General features: G+C 64.0%; 17 protein-coding genes. 11 read left to right on the top strand and 6 right to left on the bottom strand.

The genetic code is table 11. The features are described 5' to 3' along the window. Window positions 1–18 precede the first annotated feature (18 nt). The 7 genes from KC8_RS06560 (at window position 19) to KC8_RS06530 (ending at window position 7,837) form a co-directional block, all read left to right on the top strand. Window positions 19–393 carry a hypothetical protein gene (locus KC8_RS06560; protein WP_010124860.1) on the top strand — a complete coding sequence of 125 codons (375 nt, stop codon included), beginning with the start codon at window positions 19–21 and terminating at the stop codon, window positions 391–393. 106 nt (window positions 394–499) lie between these two features. After that, entirely contained in the window at window positions 500–784 is a 285-nt protein-coding gene (locus KC8_RS06555; protein ID WP_037495805.1) for a hypothetical protein, read from the top strand. Window positions 785–921: 137 nt separating this feature from the next. Next, window positions 922–2,151: a TolC family protein gene (locus tag KC8_RS06550; protein WP_010124863.1), complete on the top strand. Its 1,230-nt coding sequence runs from the start codon at window positions 922–924 to the stop codon at window positions 2,149–2,151. Then, a complete protein-coding gene (locus tag KC8_RS06545) occupies window positions 2,148–3,620 on the top strand; it encodes an efflux RND transporter periplasmic adaptor subunit (protein WP_010124864.1) in 1,473 nt (490 codons plus the stop codon). The genes KC8_RS06550 and KC8_RS06545 overlap by 4 nt, the downstream gene beginning before the upstream one ends. Further along, window positions 3,617–6,739: an efflux RND transporter permease subunit gene (locus KC8_RS06540; RefSeq protein ID WP_010124865.1), complete on the top strand. Its 3,123-nt coding sequence runs from the start codon at window positions 3,617–3,619 to the stop codon at window positions 6,737–6,739. Before KC8_RS06545 ends, KC8_RS06540 begins: the two co-directional genes overlap by 4 nt. Before the next feature lie 33 nt (window positions 6,740–6,772). Continuing rightward, window positions 6,773–7,162 carry a copper-binding protein gene (locus tag KC8_RS06535; protein ID WP_029624435.1) on the top strand — a complete coding sequence of 130 codons (390 nt, stop codon included), beginning with the start codon at window positions 6,773–6,775 and terminating at the stop codon, window positions 7,160–7,162. Window positions 7,163–7,249: 87 nt separating this feature from the next. Continuing rightward, complete coding sequence (locus KC8_RS06530; RefSeq protein WP_029624436.1) at window positions 7,250–7,837, top strand: cation transporter; 588 nt, start codon at window positions 7,250–7,252, stop codon at window positions 7,835–7,837. A 17-nt stretch (window positions 7,838–7,854) separates the two neighbouring features. Here the strand turns inward: KC8_RS06530 and arsH are convergent, their stop codons facing one another. The 6 genes from arsH to KC8_RS06500 are packed head-to-tail and all read right to left on the bottom strand — an operon-like array spanning window position 7,855 to window position 11,424. Further along, complete coding sequence (gene arsH, locus KC8_RS06525) at window positions 7,855–8,595, bottom strand: arsenical resistance protein ArsH (RefSeq protein WP_010124869.1); 741 nt, start codon at window positions 8,593–8,595, stop codon at window positions 7,855–7,857. Next, complete coding sequence (gene arsN2 / locus KC8_RS06520) at window positions 8,595–9,035, bottom strand: arsenic resistance N-acetyltransferase ArsN2 (RefSeq protein ID WP_010124871.1); 441 nt, start codon at window positions 9,033–9,035, stop codon at window positions 8,595–8,597. Before arsN2 ends, arsH begins: the two co-directional genes overlap by 1 nt. Beyond that, window positions 9,035–10,099, bottom strand: coding sequence for an ACR3 family arsenite efflux transporter (gene arsB / locus KC8_RS06515; protein WP_010124872.1), 1,065 nt, complete (start codon window positions 10,097–10,099; stop codon window positions 9,035–9,037). Before arsB ends, arsN2 begins: the two co-directional genes overlap by 1 nt. 10 nt (window positions 10,100–10,109) lie before the next feature. Beyond that, entirely contained in the window at window positions 10,110–10,532 is a 423-nt protein-coding gene (arsC, locus tag KC8_RS06510) for an arsenate reductase (glutaredoxin) (protein ID WP_029624438.1), read from the bottom strand. Between the two features lie 5 nt (window positions 10,533–10,537). Next, window positions 10,538–11,074 (bottom strand): arsenate reductase ArsC, encoded by a 537-nt coding sequence (locus tag KC8_RS06505; protein WP_029624439.1) that lies wholly within the window; start codon window positions 11,072–11,074, stop codon window positions 10,538–10,540. An 11-nt stretch (window positions 11,075–11,085) separates the two neighbouring features. After that, entirely contained in the window at window positions 11,086–11,424 is a 339-nt protein-coding gene (locus KC8_RS06500) for an ArsR/SmtB family transcription factor (protein ID WP_010124876.1), read from the bottom strand. A gap of 401 nt (window positions 11,425–11,825) precedes the next feature. On the opposite strand from KC8_RS06500, the gene KC8_RS06495 reads away from it, so the two are divergent. The 4 genes from KC8_RS06495 to KC8_RS06480 all read left to right on the top strand — a co-directional run bounded on the left by KC8_RS06495 (window position 11,826) and on the right by KC8_RS06480 (window position 16,228). Then, on the top strand, window positions 11,826–13,166 hold the full coding sequence (locus tag KC8_RS06495; RefSeq protein ID WP_010124877.1) for a tyrosine-type recombinase/integrase: 1,341 nt from the start codon (window positions 11,826–11,828) through the stop codon (window positions 13,164–13,166). A 79-nt stretch (window positions 13,167–13,245) separates the two neighbouring features. Beyond that, a complete protein-coding gene (locus KC8_RS06490) occupies window positions 13,246–13,452 on the top strand; it encodes a DUF5818 domain-containing protein (RefSeq protein ID WP_029624440.1) in 207 nt (68 codons plus the stop codon). 212 nt (window positions 13,453–13,664) lie between these two features. After that, window positions 13,665–14,381 carry a dienelactone hydrolase family protein gene (locus KC8_RS06485; protein ID WP_010124879.1) on the top strand — a complete coding sequence of 239 codons (717 nt, stop codon included), beginning with the start codon at window positions 13,665–13,667 and terminating at the stop codon, window positions 14,379–14,381. 359 nt (window positions 14,382–14,740) lie between these two features. Then, window positions 14,741–16,228 carry an alpha/beta hydrolase domain-containing protein gene (locus KC8_RS06480; RefSeq protein ID WP_138956652.1) on the top strand — a complete coding sequence of 496 codons (1,488 nt, stop codon included), beginning with the start codon at window positions 14,741–14,743 and terminating at the stop codon, window positions 16,226–16,228. Window positions 16,229–16,277 lie beyond the last annotated feature (49 nt).

The raw sequence follows: 16,277 nt of genomic DNA, 5'->3' as shown, positions 1-16,277 counted from the left end.
GACTAGACTGCAGACGCGATGAAACGGACGCTTCATCTTCTGCTTGTGCTCGGCGCGCTGCTCGGCCTGTTTGGTCAGGCGGCAGCCTATGCGTCGGGGCCCCGGGCGCTTGCGGCGCCAGTGGCCGCGTCGACGACCGACATGTCGATGATGGACGCGGAATGCATGGAGATGATGCAGAAAGCTCCGCAGCCGGCAGAGAAGCCGTGCAAGGGGCTGACGCTCGACTGCATCGCCGCAATGGGCTGCGTCGTGCCGATCGTCCTGCGCGATCCGGGCGCACCGGCAGTGGCGCCTGAGATTCTCCCGACGCGTGCCTATTGGCCGGCCCTCGCCGTGCTGATCGGCCACGATCCTGCACCCGAAGTTCATCCGCCCAACCTGTTTGGCTGATCCGTTCCGGCCGTGAACGCGGCTGCGTGCATGCGCTCGTCGAAGCGCTTGCGCAGCATCGCCCGCGACACCGCCGTTCCAGCGATTTTGCCAAAGGATGAATGTCATGAAGACGCTGTTTCTCTATGCCGCGCTAGGCGTGGCGATCTCCGCATCGGTTCCAGCCATGGCGGCTGAGGCCGATCAGCCCGCGCGTTCGGGGCATTATGAATGGCGCACGGTCCCGCAATTCGGGCCGCGCGCAACCGGCCCCACCCGGAAACGCGTGTGGGTGCCCGATCAGGTCAGCAAGACTGATTGCGAATGCGCCATGATGAAGACGAATCCTGCCGAGTGCATGAAGGACATGCACAGCCGGGTGTCTTCGCCAGCCGCGCCCTCGGTCGGCTAGGACGGGATCCAGGTCGGCTTGGCTGATCCCGACGACAAGCTCTGAGGTGCCGGCGGAACGCCTTGTTCCGCCGGTCCCGCTGTGCTGCGGCCGCTCGGGTAAAACCACCGGCCTGATCCTCCCTTCAGGAGTATCAGATGCGATATCTCTTCTATGCGCCACTTCTTGTCGCGCTGCCCCACATTGCCCTCGCCGAGCCGCTAAGCTTTGACGAGGCAGTCGACCTGGCCGCGACGCAGGCGCCGTCGCTTCGCGCGCGAACGCTCGCCATTCAATCCCGCCAGTCGGCCGCGATTGCCGCGGGCGAGCTGCCCGATCCCAAGCTCGGGTTCGGGCTCGACAATTTTCCGATCTCCGGGCCGCCGGCAGGCAGCTTCAGCGAGGACAGCATGACGATGGCGCGCGTGGGCATTGCCCAGGACGTGCCCAACCTCGCGAAGCGCCATGCGCGAACGGGCCGCGCACAGGCCGACGTCGCTGTCGCTGAGGCGGCGAACCTTTCCGAGGCGCGGCGTGTCCGGGTGGCAACGGCGCTTGCCTGGATCGATCTCGCTTATGCCGATCGAAGGATGGCGGCCGTCGACGCGACCATCACGAGGCTTGGGGCGCTGACCTCTGCTTCGACCTCGAGCGTCGCGTCCGGATCGGCGCGTCCCGCCCAGGCGCTTGACATCCGGCAGGCGATAGCAAGCCTCGAGGATCGACGCAGCGAGGTCGCGGCCGAGGTCGCCCGCGCGAGGGCGACACTCTCGCGCTGGACCGGCGATCCCGATCCCGCGATCGAGGGAGGAGTGCCCGCGTTTGCCATTGATCCGGCGGCTCTGCGGCGCGCGATCGGTGCGCATCCCGATCTGGGCGCTGCGACCGCGCGCACGCGCCAGGCCGAAGCGGACGTGACGCTTGCTCGTGCCGAAAAGCGGCCCGACTGGGGCTTTGATGTCGCCTATCAGCGGCGCGCCGAGCGCTATGGCGACATGGTGTCCGCGGGCGTCACGATCAGCCTGCCGCTCTTCGCGAAGAAGCGACAGGAGCCGATGATTGTCGCAAGTGTCGCAACCGCCGGCGCGGCACTTGCCGAACAGGAGGACATGCGGCGCTCGCTTGCTGCCGATCTCGAAGCCGGGCTCGCCGATCACGTCATGCATCATGAGCAGTGGATGCGGTCGAAGGATACGCTGTTGCCGCTCGCACGGCACAAGGCCGACCTTGAGACAGCCAGCTATTCGGCGGGCCGCGCCGGATTGCTCGACGTGATCCAGGCACAATCCACGCTGGCCGACACCGAGCTGCAGACGCTCGACCGCGAGGGCTTGGTGGTGCGGGACGCCGCCCGCCTCGTGCTGACCTATGGGGGCGAAGACCAATGAGCCTGGAACTTTCCGCGCGGGACCGGCTGGCACTTGCTGCCGCCGCTATCGCGCTTGTTGCCGGTGCGGCGGGTTACGGGATCGCCACTTTGCGCAGTGCCGACGATACGCCGCAAACCGCCGAAGGCGGGCGCAAGATCCTCTACTGGTACGATCCGATGGTGCCCTCGCAGCATTTCGACAAGCCGGGCAAATCACCCTTCATGGATATGCAACTCGTCCCCAAATATGCGGACGAAGGCGAAACGGAGACCGGCATCCGGATCGACCCCGCACGCACGCAGAATCTCGGCCTTCGTGTCGTCGTGGCCGAGCGCGGAGCGCTTGGCTCGGGCCTGACCGCCACGGGCACCATCGATTTCAACCAGCGCGATGTCGCAGTCGTGCAGGCGCGTGCCTCGGGCTTTGTGCAGCGGGTCTATGGCCGGGCGCCGGGCGATGTGATCGGTGCCGGTGCCCCGCTCGCCGATCTGCTTGTTCCCGAATGGGCAGGTGCGCAGGCCGAGTTTCTGGCAGTGCGCCGGACCGGCGACGCGGCGTTGACCCGCGCCGCGCGTCAGCGGCTCGCGCTGCTCGGCATGCCGCCGGGTACGATCGCGGCGGTCGAGCGCGGTGGGCGACCGCACAATGTCATCACCGTGTCGACCCCGACGGGCGGTACGATCAAGACGCTCGGCGTCCGTGCGGGGATGAGCGTGGCGGCGGGGCAAACGCTCGCCGAAGTCAACGGCCTCGGCACGGTCTGGCTCAATGCCGCGGTCCCCGAAGCGATGGCGGGGCAGCTTCGTCCGGGCCAGACCGCCAGTGCGACGCTTGCCGCGTTCCCCGGCGAGCGCTTCGCGGGTCGCGTGGCGGCGGTTCTCCCCGACGTCCAGGCTGAGAGCAGAACGCTCACCGTCCGGATCGAGTTGCCCAATCGCGGCGCCAGGCTCAAGCCCGGCATGTTCGCAACCGTGGACTTTGGCGGCAGTGCTCGATCTGCCCTGCTTTTGCCATCCGAAGCGCTGATCCGGACGGGCAAGCGCACGCTCGTCATGCTTGCGCTGCCCGGAGGGCGCTATCAGCCGGCCGAGGTTCAGACAGGCTCCGAAGCGGGTGGCCAGACCGAAATCCTCGCTGGCCTTGCCGAAGGCGAGAAGGTGATCGCCTCTGGCCAGTTCCTCATCGACTCCGAGGCGAGCCTCTCGGGCGTCGAGGCACGGCCGATCTCGGCGCCGCCGACGTCGGCGCCTGCAAAGACCGCCGTCTATGAGACGACCGGCCGGATCGAGAAGATCGAGAGTGCCAGCATCACGCTCAATCACGCAGCCGTGCTCGCGCTCAAATGGCCGGCCATGACGATGACCTTCCGCCTCGCCAATCCCGCGATCGCGCGCGGGTTCAAGATCGGGGACCGTGTCCACTTCTCGTTCGACCAGTCTCCCGAAGGCCCCACAGTCCGATCGATCGTGCGCGAGGCCAGCCGATGATAGGGCGGCTGATCCACTGGTCCGTCCAGAACCGCTTCTTCGTCGTGCTCGGCGCGCTGGCGCTGTTGGCCGCCGGGCTGTGGGCGGTGCGCGCGACGCCGATCGATGCGCTCCCCGATCTCTCGGATACACAGGTGATCATCCGCACCTCCTATCCAGGCCAGGCGCCGCAGATCGTCGAGAACCAGGTCACCTATCCGCTGGCGACCACCATGCTCTCGGTGCCGGGCGCGAAGAAGGTGAGGGCCTATTCGTTCTTCGGGGACAGCTTCGTCTATGTGATCTTCGAGGACGGCACCGACCTCTATTGGGCGCGTTCGCGCGTGCTCGAATATCTGAATCAGGTGCAGGGGCGGCTCCCCGAGACCGCGAAGAGCGCGATCGGGCCCGATGCGACCGGCGTCGGGTGGGTCTATGAATATGCGCTGGTCGACCGGACCGGGGGGCATGACCTGTCGCAGCTTCGCGGGCTCCAGGACTGGTTCCTGCGTTATGAACTCAAAAGCCTGCCTGGCGTCGCCGAGGTCGCGAGCATCGGCGGGATGGTGAAGCAGTATCAGGTCGTGCTCGACCCGGTGAGACTCGCCGCGTTCGGGATCACCCATGCACAGGTGGTCGAGGCGATTGGGCGCGCCAATCAGGAAGCAGGCGGCTCGGTGCTCGAGATGGCCGAGGCCGAATACATGGTCCGCGCCTCGGGCTATCTGAAGACGCTCGACGACTTCCGCGCCATTCCGCTGCGGACGGCCGCAGGCGGTGTGCCAGTCACGCTGGGCGATGTCGCCACCGTCCAGATCGGTCCCGAGATGCGGCGCGGTATCGCCGATCTCGATGGCGACGGCGAGGTCGCGGCTGGCGTGGTCATCCTGCGGCAAGGCGCGGATGCGCGCGGTACGATCGAGGCGGTCACGGCAAAGCTCGAGGAGTTGAAGAAGAGCCTGCCGGCGGGCGTCGCGGTGGTGCCCGTTTATGATCGCTCGCAGCTCATCGACAACGCGATCGCAAATCTCACCCACAAACTCGCCGAGGAATTCATCGTCGTGGCATTGGTCTGCGCGCTGTTCCTCTGGCACGTCCGGTCGGCGCTGGTCGCAATCGTGACCCTGCCCTTGGGCGTGCTTGCCGCCTTCATCGTGATGCGCTTCCAGGGGGTCAACGCCAACATCATGTCGCTGGGCGGCATCGCGATCGCCATCGGCGCGATGGTCGATGCCGCGATCGTGATGATCGAGAATGCGCACAAGCGCATCGAGCAATGGGCGCACGCGCATCCGGGTGAACAACTCGAAGGGGACACGCGCTGGAACCTCGTCACCCAGGCGGCGATCGAGATCGGGCCGGCGTTGTTCTTCTCCTTGCTCATCATCACGCTGTCGTTCGTGCCGGTGTTCACGCTCGAGGCGCAGGAAGGCCGTCTGTTCGCGCCGCTCGCCTTCACCAAGACCTACACGATGGCGGGAGCGGCGATCCTGTCGGTGACTCTGGTGCCGGTGCTGATGGGCTGGCTGATCCGGGGAAAGATCCCTTCGGAACAGGCCAACCCCATCAACCGCGTGCTCACCGCGGCCTATCGTCCGGCTATCGATTGGGTGCTCAAGCGGCCGAAGACGACGCTTATCATCGCCGCGCTCGTGTTCGCGACCACTGCCTGGCCGCTGTCGCGATTGGGCGGCGAGTTCCTGCCCGCGATGAATGAAGGCGATCTGCTCTACATGCCTTCAGCACTGCCTGGACTGTCGGCGGCAAAGGCATCCGAGCTGCTCCAGCAGACCGACCGGATGATCAAGAGCGTCCCTGAGGTGCAGAGCGTGTTCGGCAAGGCCGGGCGCGCCGAGACCGCGACCGATCCAGCGCCGCTCGAGATGTTCGAGACGACGATCCGGTTCAAGCCCCGCGATCAATGGCGACCCGGCATGACGCCCGAGAAGCTGGTGGAGGAACTGGACCGTGCCGTGAAGGTGCCCGGCCTTGCCAATATCTGGGTGCCGCCGATCCGTAACCGGATCGACATGCTAGCGACCGGCATCAAGAGCCCGATCGGGGTCAAGGTTTCGGGCGCCAATCTCGCTGAGCTCGACCGGATCGCGCGCGAGGTCGAGAGCGTGGCGAAGGCGGTGCCCGGCGTGAGTTCAGCGCTGGCGGAGCGGTTGACCGGCGGGCGCTATGTCGACGTCGACATCGATCGCAGTGCGGCGGGTCGTTATGGGCTCAATATCGCCGACGTACAGGCCATCGTCGCGGGCGCGATCGGCGGCGAGACGATTGGACAGACGGTCGAGGGCCTCGCCCGTTATCCGATCAATGTCCGCTACCCGCGCGAACTTCGCGACAATCTCGACGGCCTGCGTGCGCTTCCCGTGCTCACACCCGCCGGTCAGCAGATCACGCTCGGAACCGTCGCCCGTATCGAAATTACGGATGGCCCACCGATGCTCAAAACCGAGAATGGCCGGCCTTCGACCTGGGTCTATGTCGATGTGCGTGGTCGCGATCTCACCTCGGTTGTTGGCGATCTTCGCCAGGCTGTGTCTCAGAGGATCAAGCTCACGCCGGGCGTAAGCGTCGCCTATTCGGGTCAGTTCGAATATCTCCAGCGCGCGGTTGACCGCCTGAAGTTCGTCATCCCCGCGACGCTTGCGATCATCTTCGTGCTGCTGTTCCTGATCTTCCGCCGCTTCGACGAGGCGGCGCTGATCATGGCCACGCTGCCCTTCGCGCTGACCGGCGGATTCTGGATCCTCTATCTGCTGGGCTATCACCAGTCGGTGGCGACCGGCGTCGGGTTCATCGCGCTCGCCGGCGTCGCTGCCGAGTTCGGCGTGGTGATGCTGATCTATCTGAAGAGCGCGCTGGCGGAGAGGGGCGTCGATCCGGACGCCGCGGGTGTCGAGGCCGCGGTCCGCGAGGGCGCCCTGCTGCGGGTACGCCCCAAGGCGATGACGGTCGCGGTCATCATCGCCGGCCTTCTCCCGATCCTTATCGGCAGCGGTGCCGGCTCCGAGGTGATGCGGCGGATCGCAGCCCCGATGGTCGGCGGCATGCTGACCGCCCCGCTACTGTCGATGTTCGTCATCCCCGCCGCCTATCTGCTGATGCGGCGACGGAACCAGAAAGTCTGATCCTCAATCTGTTCAACCTGCAAGGAGACTATGATGAAACCTCTCACCCTCACTGTCATGCTTGGGGCTACGGCCCTGCTCGCCGCCTGTGGCGAGAAGGCCGAGACCAATGTCGCTGCGAACGCTGGCGCCACGGCGGAAGCTACCGGCAATGTGTCCGGCGACATGGGCAACATGGCGATGTCCGGCGACACTGCCGCAAGGACAGCGAAAGGCACCGGCACGATCATCGAGATCGACAAGGCGGCTGGCACCGTCACGCTCGATCACGGCCCGATCCCCGAGGCCAACTGGCCCGCGATGACCATGCCCTTCGCGGTCAAGCCCGAACTGCTCGACGGACTCAAGGGTGGCGACAAGGTCGCATTCGATCTTGCAATCAAGGATGGCGGCGGCGCGATCACCGCGATCAAGAAGCAATAGGACTGGTGGTCGCACCGAGGCGTCCAGTGGGACGCCCGGTGCGACGTCCATCGGTTCATGCCGTGCGGTTCGCTATAGGTGGGCCTGATGGAGAATAGCAGTACTCTGAGAAGGGCGGTCCTCATCGTGGGGTTGCTCAATCTCGCCTATTTCGGCGTAGAGTTTGCCGTTGCCCTCGCCATCGGATCGGTATCGCTGTTCGCCGACAGCATCGATTTTCTCGAGGACGCCTCGGTCAACTTCCTGATCGTAGCGGCGCTGGGCTGGTCGCTCCAGGCACGGGGGCGCGTCGGCATGGCGCTGGCCATCATATTGCTCGTTCCGGGCCTCGCAACGCTCTGGACGGCATGGGACAAGTTTCAAACGCCAATGCCACCTGCGCCCATTCCGCTCTCGCTGGCGGGCATTGGCGCGCTCGTCGTCAATCTCGGTTGCGCGTTCCTGCTCGCGCGCCACAGGCATAGCAGCGGTAGCCTGACGCGTGCGGCATTCCTGTCCGCGCGCAACGATGCTTATGCAAATGTCGCGATCGTGGCAGCGGGGTTGGCGACGGCCTATACGCTATCCGCCTGGCCCGATCTGATTGTCGGTCTTGGCATCGCGATCATGAACGCCGACGCTGCCCGTGAGGTCTGGGCAGCGGCACGCGAAGAGCACCGGGCCGCTGCGAGCTGAGCCGCGATCGGCCTGGGTCAGCGCGAAATCGCGATCGCCGAAAGATCGGCGGCCGGATCGACCGGCACGCCCGACGCTTTGCGTTCGGAATAGCGATCGACGAGCTGCGCGGCGTGGGGTCGCAGGAGCACAGTGAAGCGAACCAACTCCTCCATGACATCGACGATCCGCTCATAATAGCTCGACGGCTTCATGCGGTCCGCTTCGTCAAACTCCTTCCAGGCCATCGCAACCGACGACTGGTTGGGGATCGTGAACATCCGCATCCAGCGGCCCAGCAGACGTAGCGTGTTGACGGCATTGAACGACTGCGATCCGCCCGAGACCTGCATGACTGCCAAGGTACGCCCCTGGGTCGGACGCATGCCTTTCATCTCCAGTGGCAGATGATCGATCTGCGCCTTCATGATGCCGGTGATCTGGCCGTGGCGCTCGGGACTGCACCAGACCATGCCCTCGGACCAGAAAGCATGCTCGCGCAACTCATGGACTGCCGGGTGATCGTCGCCCTCCACCTGGTCAGGCAACGGCAGCGTTGACGGATCGAAGATGCGCGTCTCGGCGCCGAAATATTGCAGAATGCGCGCCGCTTCTTCGACTGCGAGCCGCGAGAAGGATCGCTCACGCAGGCTGCCGTAGAGCAGCAGAATACGGGGCGCTGGATCGAGCGCCCCCAGTCCGAGAGCCGGTCGCCGGTGCGCGAAGTTTTCCTCGAGATTGGGAAGGCTGTTGGCGTCGGGAAGCGTACGAAGGGGCATCAATCGGAATCCAGATTTTTCGTGAGATAGGTTGCGCTTGCGGGGCAAAGCGAGGTGAATTCGGCCGAGGCTGCGATCGGGGCCGGCGCATTGGTGCGCGCGGTATCGGTGTAACCGTGAGCGCGAAAAAACTGTGCGGCGGTGGTGGTCAGCAGATGCAGCCGCTCAACGCCAAGTTCCACTGCTTCCCGCTCCAACGCGGCGAGCATCGCGGATCCCAGCCCCGCACCGCGCCGCCCGGGGACGACAACGAGTGAGCGGAGCAATCGCTCGGGCCCGGTGCTCTCGATCCCGCCATAGCCGGCGAGCGCGCCGTCCTCGAAGCGGAAGAATATCCGGCCCGGCTCCCCGAGATCGGAGACTGGCAGGCCTTCGGCCGCCAGCGCGGAGGCCAATTCCCCCAGCGCGGCCTGATCGATGCGGTATGCACGCAAGCTCATCATGCGACGGCGCCGTGTTCGTACCAAGGACGGGTCCGCTTCACGATCGCAACGACGGAGAGCATCACGGGCACCTCAACCAGCACGCCGACCACGGTTGCAAGCGCGGCGCCCGAATTCAGGCCGAACAGGCTGATCGCGGCAGCAACCGCCAACTCGAAGAAGTTGGAGGCCCCGATGAGCGCCGCGGGAGCAGCCACGCACCAGGCAACACCGAACCGGCGGCTCAGCCAATAGGCAAGCCCGGCGTTGAGATAGACCTGAAACAGGATCGGCACCGCGATCAGCGCGATCACCAGCGGACGTGCAATGATCGCCTCGCCCTGAAAGCCGAACAGCAGCACGAGGGTGGTGAGCAGAGCGATCAGCGACACGGGGCCGAGCGCGGCCAGCAGCCGCTCGAGCGCCGGCCTGCCACCATGCGCGAGCACGCTGCGACGGATGATCTGGGCGATGATCACGGGCACGACGATGTAGAGCACGACCGAAAGCAGCAATGTCTCCCAGGGCACGGCGATCGAGGCGACGCCCAGCAACAGCCCGACAATCGGCGCGAAGGCGAAGACCATGATGAGATCGTTGAGCGCCACCTGGCTCAGCGTATAATTGGGTTCGCCCTCGCACAGGTTGGACCAGACGAAGACCATGGCGGTGCAGGGGGCGGCAGCAAGAATGATGAGCCCGGCGATATAGGAGGATATCTCGCCGGCGGGCAGCAGCGGTGCGAACAGCCAGCCAAGGAAGAATGTGCCGAGCAGCGTCATCGAGAATGGCTTGACCGCCCAGTTGATAAAGAGCGTGACGCCGACACCTTTCCAGTGCTGCCTGACCGATCCCAGTGCACCGAAATCGATCTTGAGCAGCATGGGCACGATCATCAGCCAGATCAGCACCGCGACCACGAGATTGACGCGCGCGACCTCGGCGGCAGCTATGACCGCGAACAGCCCCGGAAAGGCATAGCCAAGCGCGATCCCGGCGACGATGCAGAGCGCCACCCAAACCGAAAGATAGCGTTCGAAAGTGCTGATTGCAGGCGGCGCGGCCGCGGCGGTGGTAGCCATGGCTAAGCTCCTAAGCGACGCGATGGCCGGCGGCGTCGATCACGCGTTCGCCATCTTCCTTGGTGAACGCGCCCTGCTGTGCGTTCGGCAGAAGGTCGAGAACTTCCTCCGACGGTCGACATAGCTTCACGCCCAGCGGCGACACCACAATCGGTCGGTTGATAAGGATTGGATGCGCCATCATCGCATCGACCAGCGCCTCGTCGGAGAGCGATGCGTCCTCGAGACCGAGTTCGGCATAGGGCGTGCCCTTCTCACGCAGCAATGACCGCGGCCCGCCGCCCATGCGCGCGATCAACGACATCAGCATCTCCCGCGAGGGCGGCGTCTTCAGATACTCGATGACGTGCGGCTCGATACCCGCATTGCGGATCATCGCCAGGGTGTTGCGCGAGGTGCCGCATGCGGGATTGTGGTAGATGATGATGTCGATGTCGCTCACGCGGAAGGCTCCGTTTGCGGGTTGATGGGTGCGCGCGCCTGATCGGTACCAATTCTGTTCAGGCGGTTTTGCAGGCTCAGCTTGTCGAGCGCGTCGAAGGGCAGATTCGTGAACAGCGAGATGCGGTTGAACAGCATTCGATAGGCGTCGAAGAACGCCGCGTGTTGGACGGTTTCGTCGCCCTTGATCGCGGCGGGATCGGGCACGCCCCAGTTCGCGGTCAGCGGCTGGCCTGGCCAGACCGGGCAGACTTCGTTCGCAGCGTTGTCGCAGACGGTGAACACGAAATCCAAGGGTGGCGCGTCGGCCCCGGAAAACTCCTCCCAGCCCTTGGAGCGGAGCCGGCTCGCGTCATGGTCGAGCTTCTCGAGCAGATGGATGGTGAACGGATGGACCTCGCCCTTGGGCTGGCTTCCCGCGCTGAATGCGCGAAAACGGCCCGATCCTTCGCGGTTCAGGATCGCCTCTGCCAAGATCGAGCGGGCGGAATTGCCGGTGCACAGGAAGAGGACGTTCAAAAGTCGACCAGTCATGATCTCCCCTTTCAGGCGGCTCGACAGGCAAGGAGTTGGTCGGCAAGCGGTTGGCAGAGCTCGGCGCGCCCACCACAGCAATCCTTCACAAGGAACAGCATCAACGCCTGCAGGGCGTCGAGATTGGCACGGTAGATGATCGAGCGACTGTGCCGCTCGGAGCGCACCAGTTCTGCTCGGGCAAGAATGCCCAGATGCGCCGACATCGTGTTCTGGGGGACATCAAGCTGTCGGGCGATTTCGCCGGCCGCCAAGCCTTCCGGCTCATGCTTTATGAGCAGCCGGAAGGTGTCGAGGCGCGTGCCTTGGGCTAGCGCGCCGAGCGCAGCTATGGCCGAATCGTTTTCCATATATCCAGAATAATAGATATATAGGTCCGGTCAAGCGTCGATATCGATTCGGGCGTGTTCTCTTGGCGCGAGTTCGATGTTGTAAATGTCCGCCCTCAACCCGTGTCATCCAATCTCATAAATTTTGGGGGCACCGTGGGGGCATTGTGAATCGGGTAGGAAGTGGGAGTCGCGGATTTGCTGGTCAAATTGACTGGCTTTCGATTTCCTCCCGCTCCGCCAGCCGCCCCTCCGCAGAGGGACGCAACAGTCCACCGAAATTGATTTTTTCCGCTGAAAACCAAGGCTTTGTGCGCCGGAACCGTCCGCAGTCCGCCGTGGTCCCTCAGGCCTGTTTTGAGGGAAACGTGGTACGACGGCGTGGTCTCGGCACGGCAAAAACGTGGTACCGGAGATGGACCTTGCTGACCGATGCAAAAGTGCGTGCCGCCAAGGCGCGCCCGAAGCCCTACAAGCTCACCGATTGCTATCGCCTCTACCTCCTCGTCAATCCGAACGGATCCAAGCTCTGGCGCTGGAGCTACGCGTTCGACGGCAAGCAGAAATCTCTCGCTCTCGGGATCTTCCCTATGGTCAGCCTTGCCGCCGCGCGCTGCAAGCGCGACGAGGCTCGTGAGCTGCTCGAACAGGGCCGGGATCCCGTGATAGTCAAGCAACTGACGTTCGCGACCAATCTCGAGGTCAGCCGCTATACCTTCGAGCGGGCGGCGTGCGAATGGCATGAAAACACGAAGGCGACCTGGGCGAAGGTCCATGCCGCCGACGTCATCCGGAGCCTCGAGCGCGACGTGTTTCCAAAAATCGGGAAGTTCCCCGTGGTGGAGCTCAATCCACCCAAGATCCTCGAGGTGCTTCAGGCGATCGAGGCGCGCGGTGCCATCGAAACCGCCAAGCGCGTGCGGCAGAGGATTTCCGCGGTCTTTTGCTACGCCATCGCCAAGGGCCTGGCATCGACCGATCCCGCCGAGAAACTGGGTACCGTGCTCAAGCCGATCCGCAAGGGAAAGCAGCCGGCCATCACCGACCTCAGGCGTCTGCGGAAGATGATCCTCGATGCCGAAGAGGATTATGCCCGACCGATCACCCGGCTCGCCTTGCGGCTGCTTGCACTCACGGCTGTGAGGCCGAACGAATTGCGCGGTGCCCGCTGGGACGAATTCGAGGATCTCAATGGAGCAAAGCCGCTATGGCGCATTCCGGCGGCGCGCATGAAAGGCGATCTCGACCGTAAGGCGGAGGAGAGAGGCGAGCATCTTGTGCCGATGACGCCCCAAGGCGTCGCCGTGCTTCGCGCGCTCTGGCCGCTCACTGGGGATTGCGAGCTGCTGTTTCCTGGCAATCGCTTTCCCAACCGCCCGATGAGCGAGAATGCCATTGGCTATCTCCTCAATCGTGCCGGCTACCACGGCCACCATGTGCCGCATGGGTTCCGCGCAGCATTCTCGACGATCATGAATGAATGGGTCGAGCGCCACGGCAAGGACCATGACCGCCAGGTGATCGATCTAATGCTCGCCCATATTCCCAAGGAAAAGGTCGAGGGTGCCTACAACCGTGCCGCCTACATGCCGCGCAGGCGCGAGCTGGCAATGATCTGGGCGGACATGCTCTCAGAGGGCTTGCCGTCGCCGACGGTGCTCATCGAGCGACCGGCAAAGCCCATCGGGGAAAAACCCCGCCGCCGCATGCCGCTACCGGTGGGCGCGGATTTCCAGTTCCCGGAGCCTGGCAGAGCGGCATGAGCGTCAAACCGATCTGGTAACCCCGATTTATCATGGCGGCGTCTCGGCGAATCGTCGCGCTTCGCCTATGCTTTCGTCCATGAGCATGATCGGTTCCCGGATCGATGAAATCGGTACGCTGGTTCGCCAAGACGGTGGCTTCGCGCTGCGTCGAGACATTGGTGGGCGCTACTCCCTCGATCTTCATCGCGTACCGGTCGACCATATCGAGAAGCGTGTTCGGGTGACGGGCGTGGTCGTAGCCGACGGGCTCATTGACGTGGACGGTGTCAGCACCCCCGAATAACAGCGCCCCGCTTCTATTCGCGCAAGCTTGGCTGCTCGTCCGGCCGGACCTGTCAGATCGATCCGCATTCTGATGTGTGGATATCCGACCAGGCATATCGGTCGCCAAACGCGCCGCGAGAATTCATTTATCTACGCGGTTGATTTTCTTGCCTGGCATGTGATCGTCGGCGCTCGAGCAAAAGCGATGCAAATCGGGATCGGGGGGAAGTCATGGAACTGGAGAATGTTGAGTATCGCGGTCCGGACGACAGGCGCTATGTCGGCTTCCTGGTGCTGCCCGACAAGCCCAATGGCGCGGCAGTCCTCATCGCGCACAACGCACCCGGCGTCTCCGAGTTCGAGCGCGGTATCGCGGTGCGACTGGCCAAGAAGGGCTACACCGCCTTCTGTGCCGACTATGTCGGCGATGGCGAGGTCCTGACGATGGAGGCACTGGGACCCCGCATTCAGCCCTATTTCGAGGATCCGTCGCGTATCCGGCCGGTCATGGAAACGGCGCTCGGCGTGCTGACGGCGCAAAACAGTGTCGATCGCAATCGTGTTGCCGCCATCGGCTATTGCTTCGGTGGGGCGGCGGTCCTCGAACTCGGTCGTAGCGGTGCCGATGTCTCCGCGATCGTGGGCTTCCATTCCAGTCTTCCGGTCAATCGACCCGAGGACGCCAGGAATATCAGGGGCAAGGTGCTGATCCAGCATGGCACGGCCGATCCGCTCATTGCACCCGATACCAGAGCCGCTTTCGAAGCCCAGATGGACGCGGCCGGCGTCGACTGGCGGATGATCCTTTATGGCGGAACCCAGCATGGCTTCACGGTCCCCGGTTCGGAGAAAATGGGCATGGCGGGCGTCGCCTATCACCTGACTTCGGACGAGCGGTCGTGGCGCGCGATGCTCGATCTCTTCAACGAAAGCATCGATCTTTCCTGACAGCGAAACGTCAAGCAAAGGCCATTGCTTCGCTCGGTGCAAACGCCTGCGAGTTCTCATGCCCTGCGCCGTCGGATACGGCGCCTGCCTTCCAGGCTCCAACGGTTTGCGACACCTCCATCCCCCATGCTTGGCAGCAGCACAGGCGGTCGGAATTGCGGGCAGGCCATCTGTCGATGGTCCGGCGACAGGGCGCAATTAGGCCGGCTATTTTCCCGGGCTGCTTGTCGATAGCGAGCCCATGGGGAGGCTTGGCCCATGCGCAACTGCTCTAACTGTGGCGATGAATCGGCCAAACCCAGGCGCCCGTGCGTCCGCTGCCGGCGCAGTCCAATCGAGAACGAAGGCGGAGGCGCGGCATGCTGGAAAGAGGCATTTCTCATCTGGCCGCGGCATGTCTCGCCGCAACAGGATTGATATCGATGCCCAGCTTGCTTGAAGCACGTTCGGTGAATGGTCCCATCGAGGGGCGGATCACACTCGGACAGGGGACTTTCGCTCACGCGCCCGCCAACTATGTCGTGGGTGAGTTTTTCCTCGATGGAACGGCAAACGCATACAGCCTGGGCGGCGACATAACGGCAGACGGCAAATGGCAGGCCGAGACTTCGGGCCACGCCGCTTACAAGACGCGTATGGTGGTCGCGCGTCCGAGCGACGCGGCAAAGTTCAACGGTACCGTCGTCGTTGAATGGCTGAATGTCAGCAGCGGAACCGACGGCGCGCCTGACTGGAGTTACCTGCACAGGGAACTGGTCCGTGAAGGCTATGCCTATGTAGGCGTATCTTCGCAAAAGGTTGGCCTCGAAGGAGGCAAGATGGCGATGCCGGGCGTCCTTCCGGTGAAGCAAGCCGACCCGGAGCGTTATGGCTCGCTCGCGCACCCTGGCGACGCATATTCCTATGACATCTTCAGCCAGGCGGGCCTGGCGATCCGCGATGGGAAATCCGGATTGCTCGGATCGCTGAAACCCGACCGCATCCTGGCGATGGGGGAATCCCAGTCTGCGGCTTTCCTCACGACCTATGTGAACGCGATCGATCCGCAGGAAAGGGTTTTCGACGGCTTCCTGATCCATTCGCGTTTCAGAGGAGCGGCGCCGATCGACGGCGACTTTCTTTCCAGCATGCAGGCGCGCGAAAGCAGTGTGGCTGCGAAGAGCGTGCAAATCCGGGAGGACGTTCGCGTACCCGTGCTAATGTTCATCACCGAAACCGACCTGATGGCGCCGGTGGTTGGCTTTCTCCCGGCTCGCCAGGGCGACAGCGCCCGGATCAGGACGTGGGAGGTCGCTGGGACCGCACATGCCGATACCTACACCATCGTCGGCAGTGCCATCGATTCCGGGTCGGCCACGAGCGCACAACTGGCAAGGGCGTTCACACCGACGGCGGAGATGATGGGGCTATCTCTCGGCAAACCGATGAACGCGGCGCCCCAACATCATTATGTGATGGAGGCAGCGCTTTCTGCACTCAACAGTTGGGTCGCTTCGGGCAAGGCGCCACCCAGCGCGCCGACGCTCAGTGTCGCGGAGGGAACCCTGCCAACGCTGGTCGTCGACAGGTTCGGCAACAGCGTCGGCGGAATCCGCTCACCCTGGATGGACGTGCCGACAGCTACCTTTTCGGGGCTCGGCCAAAGCGGGCCGGGCTTTGCCATGCTGTTCGGCACTACATTTGCTTTCGATGAGAGCCAGCTTGCTGAACTCTATCCAGACGGGAAGAGGGATTATCTCGCCAAGTTCGAAGCATCGCTTCGCTCGGCGATCGAGGCAGGCTTCATCCTGCCTGCCGATGAGATTGAGATCAGGAATCTTGCCGCCGCGATGTACCCGGGCGAATAAGCCGATCAGGCCTTGGCGAGGGTTCAAAAACAGCGCGTCGCGGCAAGTC

It is taken from the genome of Sphingomonas sp. KC8, from assembly GCF_002151445.1.
GTDB lineage: Bacteria > Pseudomonadota > Alphaproteobacteria > Sphingomonadales > Sphingomonadaceae > Sphingomonas_E.
The sequence above is the reverse complement of the archived record's forward strand: the minus strand, read 5'-3'. Positions and strand labels throughout refer to the sequence as shown.

Coding starts and splice junctions, on each gene's coding strand:
- KC8_RS06560 (WP_010124860.1), top strand. CDS start 19: ATGAAACGGACGCTTCATCTTCTGCTTGTGCTCGGCGCGCTGCTCGGC.
- KC8_RS06555 (WP_037495805.1), top strand. CDS start 500: ATGAAGACGCTGTTTCTCTATGCCGCGCTAGGCGTGGCGATCTCCGCA.
- KC8_RS06550 (WP_010124863.1), top strand. CDS start 922: ATGCGATATCTCTTCTATGCGCCACTTCTTGTCGCGCTGCCCCACATT.
- KC8_RS06545 (WP_010124864.1), top strand. CDS start 2,148: ATGAGCCTGGAACTTTCCGCGCGGGACCGGCTGGCACTTGCTGCCGCC.
- KC8_RS06540 (WP_010124865.1), top strand. CDS start 3,617: ATGATAGGGCGGCTGATCCACTGGTCCGTCCAGAACCGCTTCTTCGTC.
- KC8_RS06535 (WP_029624435.1), top strand. CDS start 6,773: ATGAAACCTCTCACCCTCACTGTCATGCTTGGGGCTACGGCCCTGCTC.
- KC8_RS06530 (WP_029624436.1), top strand. CDS start 7,250: ATGGAGAATAGCAGTACTCTGAGAAGGGCGGTCCTCATCGTGGGGTTG.
- arsH (WP_010124869.1), bottom strand. CDS start 8,595: ATGCCCCTTCGTACGCTTCCCGACGCCAACAGCCTTCCCAATCTCGAG.
- arsN2 (WP_010124871.1), bottom strand. CDS start 9,035: ATGAGCTTGCGTGCATACCGCATCGATCAGGCCGCGCTGGGGGAATTG.
- arsB (WP_010124872.1), bottom strand. CDS start 10,099: ATGGCTACCACCGCCGCGGCCGCGCCGCCTGCAATCAGCACTTTCGAA.
- KC8_RS06505 (WP_029624439.1), bottom strand. CDS start 11,074: ATGACTGGTCGACTTTTGAACGTCCTCTTCCTGTGCACCGGCAATTCC.
- KC8_RS06500 (WP_010124876.1), bottom strand. CDS start 11,424: ATGGAAAACGATTCGGCCATAGCTGCGCTCGGCGCGCTAGCCCAAGGC.
- KC8_RS06490 (WP_029624440.1), top strand. CDS start 13,246: ATGAGCATGATCGGTTCCCGGATCGATGAAATCGGTACGCTGGTTCGC.
- KC8_RS06485 (WP_010124879.1), top strand. CDS start 13,665: ATGGAACTGGAGAATGTTGAGTATCGCGGTCCGGACGACAGGCGCTAT.
- KC8_RS06480 (WP_138956652.1), top strand. CDS start 14,741: ATGCTGGAAAGAGGCATTTCTCATCTGGCCGCGGCATGTCTCGCCGCA.